Origin of the sequence: Tolumonas auensis DSM 9187 (genome assembly GCF_000023065.1) — a bacterium.
Taxonomy (GTDB): Bacteria; Pseudomonadota; Gammaproteobacteria; order Enterobacterales; family Aeromonadaceae; genus Tolumonas; species Tolumonas auensis.
Genome location: NC_012691.1, coordinates 268,521 through 282,993 on the forward strand (window position 1 = coordinate 268,521; position 14,473 = coordinate 282,993).

Below are 14,473 nucleotides of genomic sequence, written 5' to 3' on the forward strand. Positions count from 1 at the left end.
TGAAACTGAGGTATTTTGCATGATTGCTTTGATCCAGCGTGTCAGTGAGGCCCGTGTGGTGGTCGATGGCGCAGTAACCGGGGAAATCAGTAATGGCTTGCTGGTGTTGCTTGGTGTTGAACGTGATGATGATGTGGCTAAAGCCGATAAACTGGCACACCGGGTGGCGGGCTACCGGGTGTTCAGTGACGCGGATGGAAAAATGAATCTGAATGTGCAGCAGGTTAACGGCAGCATTCTGGTGGTCTCACAGTTCACGCTGGCCGCTGATACCCGCAAGGGGATGCGCGCCAGTTTTGCTGAACGCAATGCCGATCCGGCTGTGGCAGAAGCTTTGTATGAGCATTTCATTGCTCAGATCGCGGGAAAAGAGATCCCGGTTGCCAGCGGGCGCTTTGCGGCCGATATGCAGGTCAGTCTGGTGAATGACGGACCGGTGACTTTCTGGCTGCAGGTTTAGGCTCAGTCCAGATGAGGTAATTGCGGTAATTGGCAATGCGCAGGCTGTGTACCTTGCCGCAACCCGCCAGCAAATGTTGTACCTGCTGCCACTCCTGCTCTGTCCGTGGCAGCAGATTGACGATCACCCTGCCATCCGGCGCGATATGTTGCTGCAGATGTTCATAGGTCGCGGACTGAAACAGTGCGGCCGGGCTACCATCGTCACTGAACAGATCGATCAGGATCAAATCATATTGCTGGTGGCCGCTGCCGAGCCAGGCAAACGCATCCTGACAATGCAGATGCGGCTGTTCTTCCTGCTGGAAAAACCGCTGATAGATATCGATCACCTGTGCGTTCAGATCAATCGCAGTCTGTTGTACGCCGGGATAGCGATGATGCAGCCAGCGCAGCAGGTCACCACCACCTAATCCCAGATGCAGCACCTGCGCGGCCTGTGCCGGCATCAACGCCTGCAATATACGTTGATGTGGCAAACATAACTCACCGGGCGTGGCCTGTTGCAATACGGATTGCACCACGCCATCCAGTAACAGCCAGCGAAAGTGTCTGTCTGCCCTGATCTCCAGTAATTGTTCCCCGTTCCGCTCCCAGTAAATCAGCGCGCCGGTACTGGTTGCCGCGGCAACATCAAATTCTTCAAATGGAATGTTGCTCATTCGCGCAATGACCCTTGCCGGCCTTGCGGCGGATAACTAATCGGCTTGGTCGGCCAGCTTGCCACGGTATTCGCCGGCAGGCGGAAGCGTAATTGCGGGGTGGTAAGTTCGCCGCTCATGCTGCCTAACAGCTCAGGTTTATTTTGCTCGTTGAGCAAGCCAAGCTGTAACTGCCATTGCTGTTTACCGAGATCAAAGCCCTGCTTGACACCAATCAAATGCGTGATGGATTCAAAAGCAGAACCACTGAAATCCAGTGCGCCTTTATCCGCCCGTAATTGCAGATGTACGTGATTAAAGGCGGTATCACCCCCCCGTAATTTGCCAATCAGTTGCTCAAAGCTTTGCGGCGCAGGGGCTTTCGGTGTGAGTTGTTCATCCAGATAAGTGTCCAGTTTCAGGCCATCGACAAACAGATCCAGGACATCCAGTGTGGCGTTACCTTGCAAGCTTTGCCGGATCGTCGTCAGATCTTTGCCTTTCGCCTGCAGATCCAGCGTCAGATCCGATTTGCCAGCGAAAGGATAACGCGGGCCGAGCATGTCACTGAGTTGTTCCAGATCGAATTTTTTCAGCGACAGTTTCAGCTGATGCGGGGTGTCAGCATCCAGTCCCCATTGTCCGCTGATATTAAAATCAGACTCTTCCAGTTGCGTATTAAAGTGTTCCAGCTGAATTTTATTTTCTGCCAGTTCCGCCTGAAATTCGGTTTTACGGCTGACCAGCGTTTGCCAGACCAGCTCCAGCCAGCTGCCTTCCAGCCGGGCTTTATGATTGCTGCTTTGTATGCCTTGCGGTGTCCAGCGCAGATCAGTCAGAAACAAGTCGAGCCATTTCATGGTGAGCGGCACACTGTCATCAAACGAGATCAGTGAAAGGTGACTGATATCCAGCCGGCGTAAATTGACCTGCTGGAACGGTTGTGTCGCCAGCCATTCGCGCCAGCCGGGGTGCAGCTCCGGTTGCATATCACTCAGCTGTAACTCGTGGATGGTCAATGTTGCCGGCTGCCGGGTACCTTCCAGTTCGGCGGAGAATTTGCCGGCATAAGCTTCGCCCGTCAGCTGTACCTGCCAGTCTTCGGCGCGTAGCCGTCCTTCGCCCTGCATCTCGGCCAGCTGGAACAGACCATTGGTGTATTCGCCCAGTTTGCCCTGATATTCAAATGCCGGTAATTGTCCGGGCTGCCACTGCAGTTTTTCCAGGGTCCCGGTTGCCTGATTCAGGGCGAATCGTTTTGACAAATCAATCGCACTGACATTTTCCAGCGTGACCTGATCGGCAAAAATCTGAGGTAGTGCCAGCGGAAGTGCCGGGAAAGTCTGCAGATCGAGCTGCCAGTTAGCCAGGGCCAGTTGCTGAAAATCAATCCGGTTATTTTTCAGATCCCAGGTCAGTTCGGCGGCCATTCCACCATGGAAAAGATCGCTTTGCAGATCGCTGACGCTGAGTTTTTCTGCGGTCAGGGTTCCCTCTATCCGGGTCTTGCCCAACGATAATGAGGCATATTGCAGACGATCAGCGCGGGCGTCGAAGTTAACCTCGGTCAGGGGTATTACCACGCCATTACGGATCGGTTGCCAGTTGGTCAGATGCAGACTGCCCCCTTCCAGTGAACCGTTCGGCCAGCTGAATTGCAGCTTGTCGATAGTCAGATCATCAACCTGCAGTTGCCGTAACGGTTGCGGCAGGGTTAAGCCGGGCCGCCATGTGATCTGCGGATTAATAATATCGAGATGGGCAATATGCAGCTGACGTTGCCACCATGAGCCTCCGGCAATTTCCAGATAGATCTTTCCTATCTTGATGTCAGGGCCCAGTGTGACATTCTCTGCCAGCACGATATTCGGATACAGCGGGTTATAATTGAGCTTGCCGATTTCCAGTGGCAGACCGGTTTGCTGTTGCACCCAGGCGACAAACGGTCCTTTCAGATGTTCCGGTTTCAGCAAACCCAGGGTCAGCCAGATCGCCGCGACCAGCGCCAGAATGGTATAGAGAAACCAGCGGAATGCACGATGCATGAAAAAAGCCATTCAGAACACACAACTAAGGCAGATTTGTCTTTTAGTGTAACGGATGACATCAGGCTTGAGAATAATCATCGCGTTCACCGAACCAGCGACGGATCAGTGGTGTGACACAAGCCGGATATTGCTGAAAAATTCGCTGGGCCAGCTGCTGTACTTGCGGGATCAACGCCTGATCGCGGATCAGGTCAGCGATTTTCAGATCGGCCAGCCCGGTCTGTTTGGCACCGAGCATTTCGCCGGGGCCGCGCAATTCCAGATCTTTCTGTGCAATGACAAAACCATCGTTACTGTCACGCAATACGCCCAATCGTTGCTGCGCTGTTTTTGACAGCGGGGCGTGATAGAGCAACACGCAGTGTGATGCGACCGAACCCCGGCCGACCCGGCCACGCAGCTGATGCAGCTGGGCTAAACCCAGACGTTCCGGGTTTTCGATGATCATCAGGCTGGCATTGGGTACATCCACCCCCACTTCAATGACGGTGGTTGCAACCAGCAGATGCAGAATTCCCTCTTTAAACTCCTGCATCACGCGTTGTTTTTCAGCCGGTTTCATGCGGCCGTGTACCAGCCCGATATGCAGTTCCGGCAACAGCAGTTGTAATTCTTCGGCGGTATTTTCTGCCGCCTGACATTCCAGTACCTCGGATTCTTCTATCAGGGTGCAGACCCAGTAAGCCTGACGCCCTTCGAGACAAGCCTGCCGCACCCGTTCAATCACGGTTTCGCGGCGGGTATCGGGCAGCGCGACAGTGGTGATCGGGGTTCGTCCCGGCGGTAACTCATCAATGATCGAGGTATCGAGATCGGCATAGATGGTCATCGCCAGAGTGCGGGGGATCGGGGTGGCGGTCATGATCAGCTGATGCGGATAAACGCCGTCCTGCGCCCCTTTTTCCCGCAGAGCGAGGCGCTGGTGCACGCCAAAACGGTGCTGTTCATCGACAATCACCAGTAACAACTGCTGGAATTCCACCTGATCCTGAAATACGGCGTGGGTACCGACCACCATTTTCACCTGTCCGCTGCGGATGGCTTCCAGCTGTTTTTCGCGGGCTTTGCCTTTGATTTTTCCGGCCAGCCAGCCGGTTTCGATACCCAGCGGTGTCAGCCAGTTACTGAAGTTATTGGCGTGTTGTTCGGCCAGCAGCTCTGTTGGTGCCATCAGCACCACCTGTCCGCCGTGCGCGATCACCTGTAATGCCGCCAATGCCGCAACCAGGGTTTTCCCTGAGCCGACATCGCCCTGTACCAGCCGCATCATCGGGTGGGGCAGGGTCAGATCATGGCTGATTTCACTGACCACCCGTTGCTGCGCGCCGGTCGGCTTGAACGGCAGATGCGCCAGCAGTTGTTCGCACAGCGACCAGTCGGTGGCCAGGGGGCGAGCCTGGTGTTGTTGCACGCTGTAACGCAACTGCAGTACGGTCAGGTGGTGGGCAATCAGCTCTTCCAGTGCCAGCCGTTGCTGCGCCGGATGTTGACCATTTTCTAATTGTGCCAGCGAGATATCCGGTGGCGGACGATGCAATAACAGCAAGGCATCACTCAGGCTGAGCTGCCGCGGATACAGACCTTCCGGCAATAATTCTTTCACGCCGTTTTCTTTCAGTAATTGCAGCGCCTGATCGGTCAGATTGCGTAATGACGCCTGACGCAAGCCTTCAGTGGTGGGGTAAACCGGTGTCAGCGTGGCATCGGTATCCAGCGGGGCATCGTCATCCAGCAGCTTATATTCCGGATGTACAATTTCAAACCCGTGCAGGCCGCGTTTGATTTCACCAAAACAGCGGATACGCCGACCGATAGCCAGAGCGTTTTTTTGTCCGGCGGTGAAATGGAAGAACCGCAAGGTGAGTGAGCCGTTTCCGTCACTGATACGGCAGAGCAGCATCCGCCGTTTGCCCTGCTGAATATCACAACTCTGGATCACCCCCTCGGTAGTACAGGCGTGATCCGCACTTAATTCCGCAATCGGGTAGAGGCGGGTGCGATCTTCATAACGCAGAGGCAGATGGAACAGCAGATCCTGCACGGTGTGCAGCCGCAGGTGGGCCAGCTTTTCCGCTAACTTGCTGCCGACACCTTTAAGCATTGAAACCGGGATCGCAGAGAGTTCCATGGACGCCTCTGATACTGTGAATTTATCCAGATATTAGCAAGAGGCTTTGCGTGGGGCAAATCGTAGCGATTCGGTATTCATAAATATTCTTTCAAAATGAAAATTCAGTTTTCATTTTTTATTTTCATAATAGTGACTAAGACAATCAGCGTTCTTAATTTTTTATGCGCTGTCTGACGGTTGTTCCGGTCAGATAAAACGAAATAAGTTTCGTAAGAAGCTATTTGTGGGCTTTTAATTTAAGTAACGAAAGTTAAATCTGTTCTGTTGGCTGACAAAGGGACGCATCCGGATTTCATAGCCAATGTCTTTCAAACTAAAAACGCTACTTGCATCACAATGTGAAAACCAAAAGATGCAAATGTTCGTTCATTGTGAAAATATAAATATACAGGTTACGTGATACACCCCGTTCATCATCACGGCCTGTACTGAACTACACATCATGATCCTTACGCTGTTTGGTGTGTCCCTTCACTGATGGAATCAAATTGAGGAATACGTCATGGATTTAGTGATTCATGCAGCGGAATGGTTTATCGGACTATTCCAGAAAGGAGGCGAGGTGTTTGTCAGCATGGTGACAGGCATTCTCCCGCTGTTGATCTCGCTGATGGTGGCAATGAACGCGCTGATCCGCTTTATCGGACAGGAACGTGTGGAACGTCTGGCACAGAAATGTGCAGGTAACCCGGTTTCCCGTTACCTGATCTTACCGGTGGTCGGTACCTTCGTATTTATGAACCCGATGACACTGAGTCTGGGTCGCTTCATGCCGGAACGTTACAAACCGTCTTATTATGCGGCGGCGTCTTACAGCTGCCATTCGATGAATGGTCTGTTCCCGCACATCAACCCGGGTGAGTTGTTTGTTTACTTAGGTATTGCCAATGGTCTGACAACGCTGGGTCTGCCACTGGCACCACTGGCTATCAGCTACCTGTTTGTCGGTATGATCTCTAACTTCTTCCGTGGCTGGGTGACTGACCTTACGACCGCCTTTGTGGAAAGACAGCAGAACATCCGTCTCAGTACCGAAGTACACATGCACGCTAACTAATCAGGCTCAGGAGCAGACATCATGGCAAATTCATTAGTTATCACCAAAGGCAATGGTGGCTGGGGCGGCCCGCTGACTATCCCGGTCGATAAAAACAAAAAGATCATTTACATCACCGCCGGTACGCGTCCTGACATCGTGGACCGCATGGTTGAACTGACCGGCATGGAAGCGGTGGACGGCTTTAAATCCTCCGTACCGGATACCGAAACTGCGGTTGCGATCATCGATTGTGGCGGCACACTGCGCTGCGGTCTGTACCCGAAAAAACGGATCCCAACGGTGAATATTCATTCCACCGGTAAAAGCGGCCCGATGGCTGACTATATTATGGAAGACATTTATGTTTCCGGTGTTCGTCCTGACAACATTCAACTGCAGGATCAGGCTGGTGTGGCGCCATCCCGTCCTGCTGCAGCGCCGGCACAGGAAGAGTACCGTCAGTATGACAGCTCGAAAAAACTGAGTGAGCAGAGTGATGGCCTGCTGGCCAAGATCGGCATCGGCATGGGTTCGGTGATGGCGACCTTCTTCCAGTCTGGTCGTGAAACCATTGATACGGTATTGAAATCAATCCTGCCATTTATGGCTTTCGTTTCGATGCTGATTGGGGTGATTATTGCGTCTGGTATCGGTGATGTGATTGCACACGCCTTGATCCCATTGGCAAAAAGTCCGATTGGTCTGATCACGCTGGCGTTGATTTGTTCCTTCCCATTCCTGTCACCGTTCCTTGGCCCGGGCGCCGTTATTGCGCAAGTTATCGGGGTTCTGGTCGGTACACAGATTGGTATGGGGAACATCCCGCCACAACTGGCTTTACCGGCACTGTTTGCGATTAACGCCCAGGCTGCCTGTGACTTCATCCCTGTGGGGTTGAGTCTGGCCGAAGCGAAACCTAAAACTGTCCAGATCGGCGTACCGTCAGTGTTGTACTCACGGTTCTTAACCGGTGCTCCAACCGTACTGCTGGCCTGGTTTGTATCCTTCTTTATTTACCAGTAAGACTTGTCGAGGTTTGAAATGACGATGTTGTACCGTACCCAAGTGACTCATATCGGTGAGTATGCGGCAGATGCCCTGGATGACAATATGATGATCCTGTTTAACGATAATGCCCCTGCTGATGTTGCTGATTATTGCTTCATCCATCCGGCGGCGGATTTAACAGGTGAGATCAAGACAGGTGGTCAGTTTGTGCTCGGCGCATCACGCTATCCGATCACCGCGGTCGGTGATGTGGTCAATCAGAACCTTGCAGAACTTGGCCATATCACGATCCGTTTTGACGGTGGCGCAGAAGCCGAATACCCGGGCACCGTCCATGTTGCAGGGCAATGCCCTGAGGCACTGGTGCTGGGAACCGAACTTATTTTTCAAACTGAATAATTAAAACTCACTGCCCCCTCTGCAACACATGAGTTGGCGCTCGTTGCAGGGGGGAGCGAGACTAGCAATTGAGGAGATTAACATGTCAAAAGTGGCATTGGTAGTTGGTGGCGGTCGTAACCTTGGTGCTTTTTTGTGCAACGGCCTGGCGGCAGCCGGTTACAAAGTGGCGGTAGCGGATCTGGACGGACAGAGTGCACAAGAGACAGCGACCGCGATTGCTGAACAGTTCGGGGCAGACAATGTCATGGCTGTGCAGGCAAATTCCACAGATGAAGCCGATGTAGCGCGTATGGTCGGCGCGATCGAAGATCGTTTCGGTCGTATCGATGTCATGGTGTATAACGCCGGTGTCGCTCAGGCGGCCAGAATTGACAGTTTCCCACTGGATGCCTGGAAACGGTCTATCGAAGTGAACCTGACCGGTTACTTCCTGTGTGCCCGTGCCGTGTCGAAAATCATGATGCGTCAGAACTTTGGCCGTATCATCCAGATCAACTCCAAATCCGGCAAAGTCGGCTCAAAACATAACTCCGGTTATTCTGCCGCAAAATTCGGTGGTGTTGGCTTAACGCAATCCCTGGCGCTGGATCTGGCGGACTACAACATCACCGTGCATTCCCTGATGTTGGGTAACCTGCTGAAGAGCCCGATGTTCCAGTCTCTGCTGCCGCAATATGCGAAGAAACTGGGTATCCCGGAAGATCAGGTTGAACAAACCTATATCGATAAAGTACCGTTGAAACGCGGTTGCGATTATCAGGATGTGCTGAACGTACTGAAATTCTACGCCAGCGAAGAAGCCAGCTACTGCACCGGCCAAATGATCAATATCACTGGCGGCCAGGTGATGTTCTAAGTTTTATTGCGTTCAGGGTAAATAGGGTCCCGGTTTAGCTCCTGAGGATGCCTGTTATGTTGGCAGTGTTTTTACACTGCCTTTTTTCCATATACGAGGTGAAAGATGGATGCGACATACATACTGATTGTTTGTGCGGTTATCGCCTGGAGTTTACAGATCGCAACCGGTTTTCTGCAGATGCGCGCCTTCAACCGGATGCTGCAGGAGATGAGTCTGAAAGGTGTGGTGAAAATCGGCAAAACGTCCTCCCGCTGGAAACCCAAAACGTTAGTTGTCTTAGCGCATGATGCTAATAATGTGATCGTTGATGCCAGTATCATGAAAGGATTGACTATTTTCGCCAGACCAAAAAAATTATCTGCGGTTATTCATGCCCGCATCCCTTTGTCAGAAAAGATACTATCTGAGCTGGAGCCTTCAACAAGAGAGGCAATAATTTGTGCGCTGTCAACAAAATGATAATGTAATTATTTTAATTCTTTCATTTTGAAAATCTCCATGTATTTTGTAAGTAGTTTATTTATACAGAGAGCCTGATATGAGCGTCGGAATTCGTCGGGAAATGTTAGTCCGCTACTTGCGGGAACATGGCCGCACCACCGTTAATGATTTGGCCAGCCATTTCAATATCACCGGCGCGACAGTGCGCAGTGACTTACGGTATCTGGAGCAGGCCAGTCTGGTTACGCGTCGTTATGGCGGGGCTGAAGCCGTTTCACATCCGGTCGCGGAAGATCGCACCATGGATGAGAAGACGGCGCTGAATCAGAATATCAAACAGCGTATCGGTGCCAAGGCGGCTTCGCTGGTGCACGATGGCGAATCGATCATTCTGGATAACGGCAGCACCACCCTGCAGATGGTGCCCTGGCTGGTTGAGCGGGTAGCCTTAACGGTGATGACCAATAGCCTGCTGATTATCAATGAAGCGGTTTCCCGTGACTGTAATATGAATCTGCTGATGCCGGGTGGCACCTACCGTAAACGTTCATCCTCGTTTCATGGCGGTCTGGCTGAACAGGCTTTCCGCGCGTTTACTTTCGATAAACTGTTTATCGGCGCAGACGGTTTTGACATCGAACAGGGCACGACCACCTTCAATGAGGCCTATCAGGTCAGTCAGGCCATGTGTCAGGCGGCGAAGCAGATCATTGTGGTGACGGATTCCAGCAAATTTGGCCGTAAAACGCCGAACGTGGTGGTGCCGATTGACAAGATCGACATCGTGATCACCGATCATGGTATCAGTGAAGCCGATCAGGCGGCGCTGGAACAACGAGGCATTCAGGTTTTGCTGGTTTAGCAATCATCCTGCTCGTGCAGTTGCTTTTGTACCAGCTCACAGTGGGCTTTCAGCAACTGCAATTGCGTATCGGACAATCTGAGCTGGTCGCGCATCTGTACCGGGATGTTCGCCGCTAGTTTTTTCAGTGCGTTTCCTTCAGCGGTTAACTTCAGTACCCGCAAGCGCTCATCCCGCTCGTTGCGTTCGCGACGGATCAGTCCTTTGCTTTCCAGCCGTTTCAGTAATGGGGTCAGCGTACCGGAATCGAGGAACAGCTGTTCCCCCAGCTGCTTCAGACTGATCTCATCCTGCTGCCATAACACCAGCAAGACCAGATATTGCGGATAGGTAATATCCAGCTTGTCCAGCAATGGGCGATAGGCCCGCACAATTGCGTTGCTGGCGCTGTAGAGCGCAAAGCAAAGCTGGTTATCCAGTCGTAACAAATCCGGCATGTTGTCGTCGGTCATAATGAATTGTGCACAATAAGTTTATAGGGATTATAGGTAACTTTCGGCTATTGCCTATGGGGCAGAGAGAAACTGTTTGCAGAAAAGAAAACGGCCGGCGAATGCCGACCGTCGTATCTATCCGGAAAGGAGGGAATTACCAGCCCTTCACTACGCCACCGTTAAACAGTTCAGACGCTTTTTTGAATACCGCTTCGTCCTGATACGCTTTCACGAAGTTCTTCACGTTTTCATCGTTCTGGTTGTTTTCACGAGCCACGATCAGGTTCACGTAAGGTGACTCTTTGTCTTCCACAAACAGACCATCACGGGTTGGTTGCAGATCAACCTGAGAAGCATAAACGGTGTTGATGATTGCCAGTTCCACATCTTCCAGTGCGCGTGGCAGTTGTGCGGCTTCCAGTTCCACGATTTTCAGGTTCTTCGGATTTTCAACGATATCCAGTACCGTTGCAGACAGACCAGAACCCTCTTTCAGTTTCAGCAGACCTTGTTGCTGCAGCAGCAGCAGTGAACGGCCCAGGTTAGTAGGATCGTTTGGCACTGCAACCTGCGTACCCTCTTTCAGCTCGCTGATGTTTTTGATCTTCTTGGAGTAACCGGCAATCGGGTAAACGAAGGTATTACCCACAGCCACCAGTTTGAAACCGCGATCCTTGATCTGAGAATCCAGATAAGGCTTATGCTGGAACGCGTTCACGTCGATGCTGCCATCGTTCAGCGCTACGTTCGGAGTCGCGAAATCGCTGAATTGCACGATTTCCACTTCCAGACCAAATTTCTCTTTAGCGATTTTTGCTGCTTCTTCTGCTACCTGAGTTTCAGCACCGGAAATCGCGCCTACTTTCAGGTGGTTATCTTTTTTCTCACCGCAACCGGTTAATGCAATCCCGAGAATGGCGGCACTTAAAATCGCTTTACTGAATAAATTCATCGTTTACTCCTTGTTTCATCATTGACTGCGCCACCACCGGCAACAGCGTTGTTACATTCTTAACGATGGTCAACGCGTTTCACTAAACGCTCACCAATGCTTTGAATCAATTGCACTAAAATAACCAGAATCGCGACGGTGATCAGCATAATCGCCGGATCAAACCGTTGATAACCATAGCGGATACCGACGTCACCCAGACCACCACCACCGATGGCTCCCGCCATCGCCGAGTAGTTCACCAACGCAACCAGCGTGATCACAATGGCATTCAGAATGCCGGGCAGTGCTTCCGGTAACATCACCTTGCGGATGATCTGACGATGAGTGGCACCCATAGCCTGTGCTGCTTCAATCAGACCGGCCGGGATTTCCATCAGCGCACCTTCCACCAGACGAGCCAGAAACGGAATAGCACCGATCGCCAGTGGCACAATCGCGGCATTGGTACCGATACTGGTGCCCACAATCAGACGGGTCAGCGGAATAATTGCGACCAGCAGAATGATAAAGGGTACGGAACGGCCCACATTTACCACGGTTCCCAGCACCTTGTTAAAGATCGGGTGGGCGGCAATCTGTCCGGGCTTGGTGATGTGCAGTGCCACACCCAGCGGTACCCCTAAAATGGTGCCGAACAGCGCAGAAGCGAACACCATCCACAGGGTTTCACCCAGCGCCAGCAATAACAACTCATGCATGCTGCTGAACATAGCCCAATACCTCGACATCTATCTGTTGCTGTTGCAGGTAAGCGATGGTGGTTTGTTGTGCCGCCGCATCACCCAGCAGTTCAACCAGCAGGAAACCAAAACGGGAATGTCCGATCTGCTCAATGCTGGCGCTTAAAATATTTACATCAATCCCGAACTGACGGCTGGCATGTGAAATCGCCGGCGTATCAATGGTGTTACCACTGAAACCCAGGCGCAGCAGCGGGATAAAACCGTCCGCCGGCGCTTTCTGCAGCCGTTCGCGATACGGTGCCGGGATCTCCAGATGCAGGCTGGAACGGATAAATTCCTTCGCCAGTGGTGCCTGCGCATGTGCAAAGAACCAGCCGACTTCACCCTGTTCAATAATAGTGCCCTGATCGAGCAGCGCCACGGAATCACAGATGCTCTTGACCACACCCATTTCATGCGTGATCAGCAAAATAGTGATGCCGAGTTTCTGATTGATCTCTTTCAGTAATGCCAGGATCGATTGTGTGGTCTGCGGATCGAGCGCCGAAGTGGCTTCATCACACAACAACACTTTTGGTGCCGGACCCAAGGCGCGCGCAATTGCGACACGTTGTTTCTGACCCCCGGAAAGCTGTGACGGATAAGCTTTCGCACGATGGGTCAGGCCCACCAGATCCAGCAGCTCGTTGACCCGGGCGGTAATTTTCTCTTTCGGCCAGTTGGCCAGTTCCAGTGGCAGTGCCACGTTCTCAAATACAGTACGCGAGGAGAGCAGGTTGAAATGCTGGAAAATCATGCCGATATTGCGGCGTGCCAGCGTCAGTGCCTGATCATCCAGGGCGGTCAGATCCACACCATCGACTTCCACACGGCCCTGTGTGGGACGTTCCAGCAGATTTACACAGCGGATCAGGGTACTTTTCCCTGCACCGGATGCACCAATCACGCCGACGATCTGGCCGGCGGGAACATCGAGTTCTATACCTTTCAAGGCGTAAAAGGCGTTTTTTCCTTCGCCGTACGCTTTTGACAGGGAAGATAACTTAATCATAAGGGAACCGTAATTTACTCAAATATCCACCAGGATAGGGTGGCCACAGAAAATCAGACTGAATAGCGGTGCGCTGTCAGGAGTTCATGCTACGAGGCATTATAAGGTATGTCAACGGACATTTGGATGTTTAGACGTCTAAAATCAGAAATCATTATGCAAAAAACAGATATAGCTGGATGACGGTTCCGTCCGTGATCACGTCCGGAACCGGAGCGATATTTATCGCCGCTGAGCCAGTAGCTCGCGCCACGCGGCAGGCAGATGACGTTGTAACTGTCGCTGAATTTGTGCTTCATGACGCTGCCAGAGCAAACCAAGCCAGATAATGCCTAAGCCAATCAGTGATAATACAAACGGGAATGTCAGGCTGTCTTCAAACAAATCCCACGCCAGATAACCCAGATAACCGGCAACGCCCATGCCGCCAAAGATCACAAACACCCGCCGGCCAATCATACCGCCGACCGTGATCAACAGCAGGTTGATCAGACAATAACCCAGTTTACTCAGCTCACTGTCGGAATGCTGCATGGATAAACCACCCCAGAAGGCCATCAGTCCGAACAGATACAGCCACCAGGCAAAATCGAGGGTATGACGGGTGCGCAGATCAATATAAAACGCCAGTCCCAGCATCAGCAGGCCGACCACCATCGAAACCTGTTGCCGGCGGAGCCAGCTGTAATCCTCTTCCTGAAACAGAAACGGCGTCAGATCCATGCTCAGATACCACAGCACCACCGCCAGCGGCATCACCATAAATGGCAACCGGTATCGCCACAGCAGGATCGTACCGAACAACAGCGTACCCAACTCCATCATCAGCCAGCGCCAGTCGATATAGCGGTGAAAATCGCGGTATTCGGTATGGGTAGCGTCATCCCAGTAACCCAGCTGTGCCTGCAGGCCGTATATCGCCAGCGGCACCATGGTAACGGCGAGAGCCGCCAGTAAGCCTGCCGGGATCGGTTGTCGCTGCCGCCACAGCAGCCAGTCCGCCACCAGACAGGCTGCCACGCCGTAGCCACAGGCAATCAGCAGAATGCCGATACCACCAAAGGCATCCCAGCCGAGTGTCATAAACAGACTCATCGCTGCAATCGCAATCAGCCCACCCAGATAAAACAAGATATGTGTCGCCCGGAACGTGGCACTGTCTGCCGGTAAATTCTGCAGGTAATTCCATAACGGAGTCACTTGTTCCGGTGTCAGTAATCCCTGGTTACAGGCTTGCTGCAGATGTCGCTGTTTAAGTTCCATTCAGCCCTTCCTGATAGGGTAATTTCGGATATCAGTCACAGTATAACGTGATGTGGTTCGTTTTCATGCGGTTAAGTTTTATTCCTCTTTGCGTCAGCGGGATGGTTAATATCACGGCAAGGATCGCTGCATTTATCGGCTGGATGCGTTTCGGAATCAATAATAGCCGGATTATGCAAAGATCAGGTGGAATCCGG

Annotated in this window: 15 protein-coding genes; 7 read left to right on the forward strand and 8 right to left on the reverse strand. The window is 52.2% G+C overall.

Features of this window, described 5'->3' with window-relative positions; translation table 11 throughout:
• Positions 1–19 precede the first annotated feature (19 nt).
• Positions 20–460 (forward strand): D-aminoacyl-tRNA deacylase, encoded by a 441-nt coding sequence (gene dtd, locus TOLA_RS01265; RefSeq protein ID WP_012728467.1) that lies wholly within the window; start codon positions 20–22, stop codon positions 458–460.
• Here dtd and TOLA_RS01270 read toward each other — a convergent pair.
• The 3 genes from TOLA_RS01270 to recG all read right to left on the reverse strand — a co-directional run bounded on the left by TOLA_RS01270 (position 414) and on the right by recG (position 5,276).
• The gene (locus TOLA_RS01270; RefSeq protein ID WP_012728468.1) at positions 414–1,121 is read right to left on the reverse strand and encodes a fused MFS/spermidine synthase; all 708 of its coding nucleotides are present in this window, start codon (positions 1,119–1,121) and stop codon (positions 414–416) included. The genes dtd and TOLA_RS01270 overlap by 47 nt on opposite strands.
• Positions 1,118–3,145: an AsmA family protein gene (locus TOLA_RS01275; protein ID WP_041609439.1), complete on the reverse strand. Its 2,028-nt coding sequence runs from the start codon at positions 3,143–3,145 to the stop codon at positions 1,118–1,120. Before TOLA_RS01275 ends, TOLA_RS01270 begins: the two co-directional genes overlap by 4 nt.
• A gap of 61 nt (positions 3,146–3,206) precedes the next feature.
• Positions 3,207–5,276, reverse strand: a complete 2,070-nt coding sequence (recG, locus tag TOLA_RS01280) for an ATP-dependent DNA helicase RecG (protein ID WP_012728470.1) — start codon at positions 5,274–5,276, stop codon at positions 3,207–3,209.
• Between the two features lie 505 nt (positions 5,277–5,781).
• Between recG and srlA the strand changes: the two genes are divergently transcribed.
• From srlA to srlR, 6 genes are all read left to right on the forward strand, one after another.
• On the forward strand, positions 5,782–6,336 hold the full coding sequence (gene srlA / locus TOLA_RS01285) for a PTS glucitol/sorbitol transporter subunit IIC (protein ID WP_012728471.1): 555 nt from the start codon (positions 5,782–5,784) through the stop codon (positions 6,334–6,336).
• 21 nt (positions 6,337–6,357) lie between these two features.
• On the forward strand, positions 6,358–7,341 hold the full coding sequence (srlE, locus tag TOLA_RS01290) for a PTS glucitol/sorbitol transporter subunit IIB (RefSeq protein ID WP_012728472.1): 984 nt from the start codon (positions 6,358–6,360) through the stop codon (positions 7,339–7,341).
• Positions 7,342–7,359: 18 nt separating this feature from the next.
• The gene (locus tag TOLA_RS01295; RefSeq protein WP_012728473.1) at positions 7,360–7,725 is read left to right on the forward strand and encodes a PTS glucitol/sorbitol transporter subunit IIA; all 366 of its coding nucleotides are present in this window, start codon (positions 7,360–7,362) and stop codon (positions 7,723–7,725) included.
• Positions 7,726–7,807: 82 nt separating this feature from the next.
• Positions 7,808–8,584, forward strand: a complete 777-nt coding sequence (gene srlD / locus TOLA_RS01300) for a sorbitol-6-phosphate dehydrogenase (RefSeq protein ID WP_012728474.1) — start codon at positions 7,808–7,810, stop codon at positions 8,582–8,584.
• Positions 8,585–8,689: 105 nt separating this feature from the next.
• A complete protein-coding gene (locus tag TOLA_RS01305) occupies positions 8,690–9,046 on the forward strand; it encodes a transcriptional regulator GutM (RefSeq protein WP_012728475.1) in 357 nt (118 codons plus the stop codon).
• Between the two features lie 79 nt (positions 9,047–9,125).
• On the forward strand, positions 9,126–9,890 hold the full coding sequence (gene srlR, locus TOLA_RS01310; protein WP_012728476.1) for a glucitol operon DNA-binding transcriptional repressor SrlR: 765 nt from the start codon (positions 9,126–9,128) through the stop codon (positions 9,888–9,890).
• On the opposite strand, the gene ohrR is transcribed toward srlR, so the two are convergent.
• From ohrR to TOLA_RS01335, 5 genes are all read right to left on the reverse strand, one after another.
• Positions 9,887–10,342, reverse strand: a complete 456-nt coding sequence (gene ohrR, locus TOLA_RS01315) for a transcriptional regulator OhrR (RefSeq protein WP_012728477.1) — start codon at positions 10,340–10,342, stop codon at positions 9,887–9,889. The genes srlR and ohrR overlap by 4 nt on opposite strands.
• Before the next feature lie 136 nt (positions 10,343–10,478).
• Entirely contained in the window at positions 10,479–11,276 is a 798-nt protein-coding gene (gene metQ, locus TOLA_RS01320; RefSeq protein WP_012728478.1) for a methionine ABC transporter substrate-binding lipoprotein MetQ, read from the reverse strand.
• A 59-nt stretch (positions 11,277–11,335) separates the two neighbouring features.
• Positions 11,336–11,989: a methionine ABC transporter permease gene (locus tag TOLA_RS01325; protein ID WP_012728479.1), complete on the reverse strand. Its 654-nt coding sequence runs from the start codon at positions 11,987–11,989 to the stop codon at positions 11,336–11,338.
• Entirely contained in the window at positions 11,970–13,013 is a 1,044-nt protein-coding gene (metN, locus tag TOLA_RS01330) for a methionine ABC transporter ATP-binding protein MetN (RefSeq protein ID WP_012728480.1), read from the reverse strand. The genes TOLA_RS01325 and metN overlap by 20 nt, the downstream gene beginning before the upstream one ends.
• Before the next feature lie 222 nt (positions 13,014–13,235).
• A complete protein-coding gene (locus tag TOLA_RS01335) occupies positions 13,236–14,276 on the reverse strand; it encodes a DUF2157 domain-containing protein (RefSeq protein ID WP_012728481.1) in 1,041 nt (346 codons plus the stop codon).
• Positions 14,277–14,473 lie beyond the last annotated feature (197 nt).

Bases quoted from the DNA above. Each gene is read 5' to 3' on its own strand.
- metN (WP_012728480.1), bottom strand. From the start codon at position 13,013: ATGATTAAGTTATCTTCCCTGTCAAAAGCGTACGGCGAAGGAAAAAAC.
- srlE (WP_012728472.1), top strand. From the start codon at position 6,358: ATGGCAAATTCATTAGTTATCACCAAAGGCAATGGTGGCTGGGGCGGC.
- recG (WP_012728470.1), bottom strand. From the start codon at position 5,276: ATGGAACTCTCTGCGATCCCGGTTTCAATGCTTAAAGGTGTCGGCAGC.
- TOLA_RS01325 (WP_012728479.1), bottom strand. From the start codon at position 11,989: ATGTTCAGCAGCATGCATGAGTTGTTATTGCTGGCGCTGGGTGAAACC.
- TOLA_RS01335 (WP_012728481.1), bottom strand. From the start codon at position 14,276: ATGGAACTTAAACAGCGACATCTGCAGCAAGCCTGTAACCAGGGATTA.
- srlA (WP_012728471.1), top strand. From the start codon at position 5,782: ATGGATTTAGTGATTCATGCAGCGGAATGGTTTATCGGACTATTCCAG.
- TOLA_RS01275 (WP_041609439.1), bottom strand. From the start codon at position 3,145: ATGCATCGTGCATTCCGCTGGTTTCTCTATACCATTCTGGCGCTGGTC.
- srlR (WP_012728476.1), top strand. From the start codon at position 9,126: ATGAGCGTCGGAATTCGTCGGGAAATGTTAGTCCGCTACTTGCGGGAA.
- srlD (WP_012728474.1), top strand. From the start codon at position 7,808: ATGTCAAAAGTGGCATTGGTAGTTGGTGGCGGTCGTAACCTTGGTGCT.
- ohrR (WP_012728477.1), bottom strand. From the start codon at position 10,342: ATGACCGACGACAACATGCCGGATTTGTTACGACTGGATAACCAGCTT.
- dtd (WP_012728467.1), top strand. From the start codon at position 20: ATGATTGCTTTGATCCAGCGTGTCAGTGAGGCCCGTGTGGTGGTCGAT.
- TOLA_RS01305 (WP_012728475.1), top strand. From the start codon at position 8,690: ATGGATGCGACATACATACTGATTGTTTGTGCGGTTATCGCCTGGAGT.
- TOLA_RS01295 (WP_012728473.1), top strand. From the start codon at position 7,360: ATGACGATGTTGTACCGTACCCAAGTGACTCATATCGGTGAGTATGCG.
- metQ (WP_012728478.1), bottom strand. From the start codon at position 11,276: ATGAATTTATTCAGTAAAGCGATTTTAAGTGCCGCCATTCTCGGGATT.
- TOLA_RS01270 (WP_012728468.1), bottom strand. From the start codon at position 1,121: ATGAGCAACATTCCATTTGAAGAATTTGATGTTGCCGCGGCAACCAGT.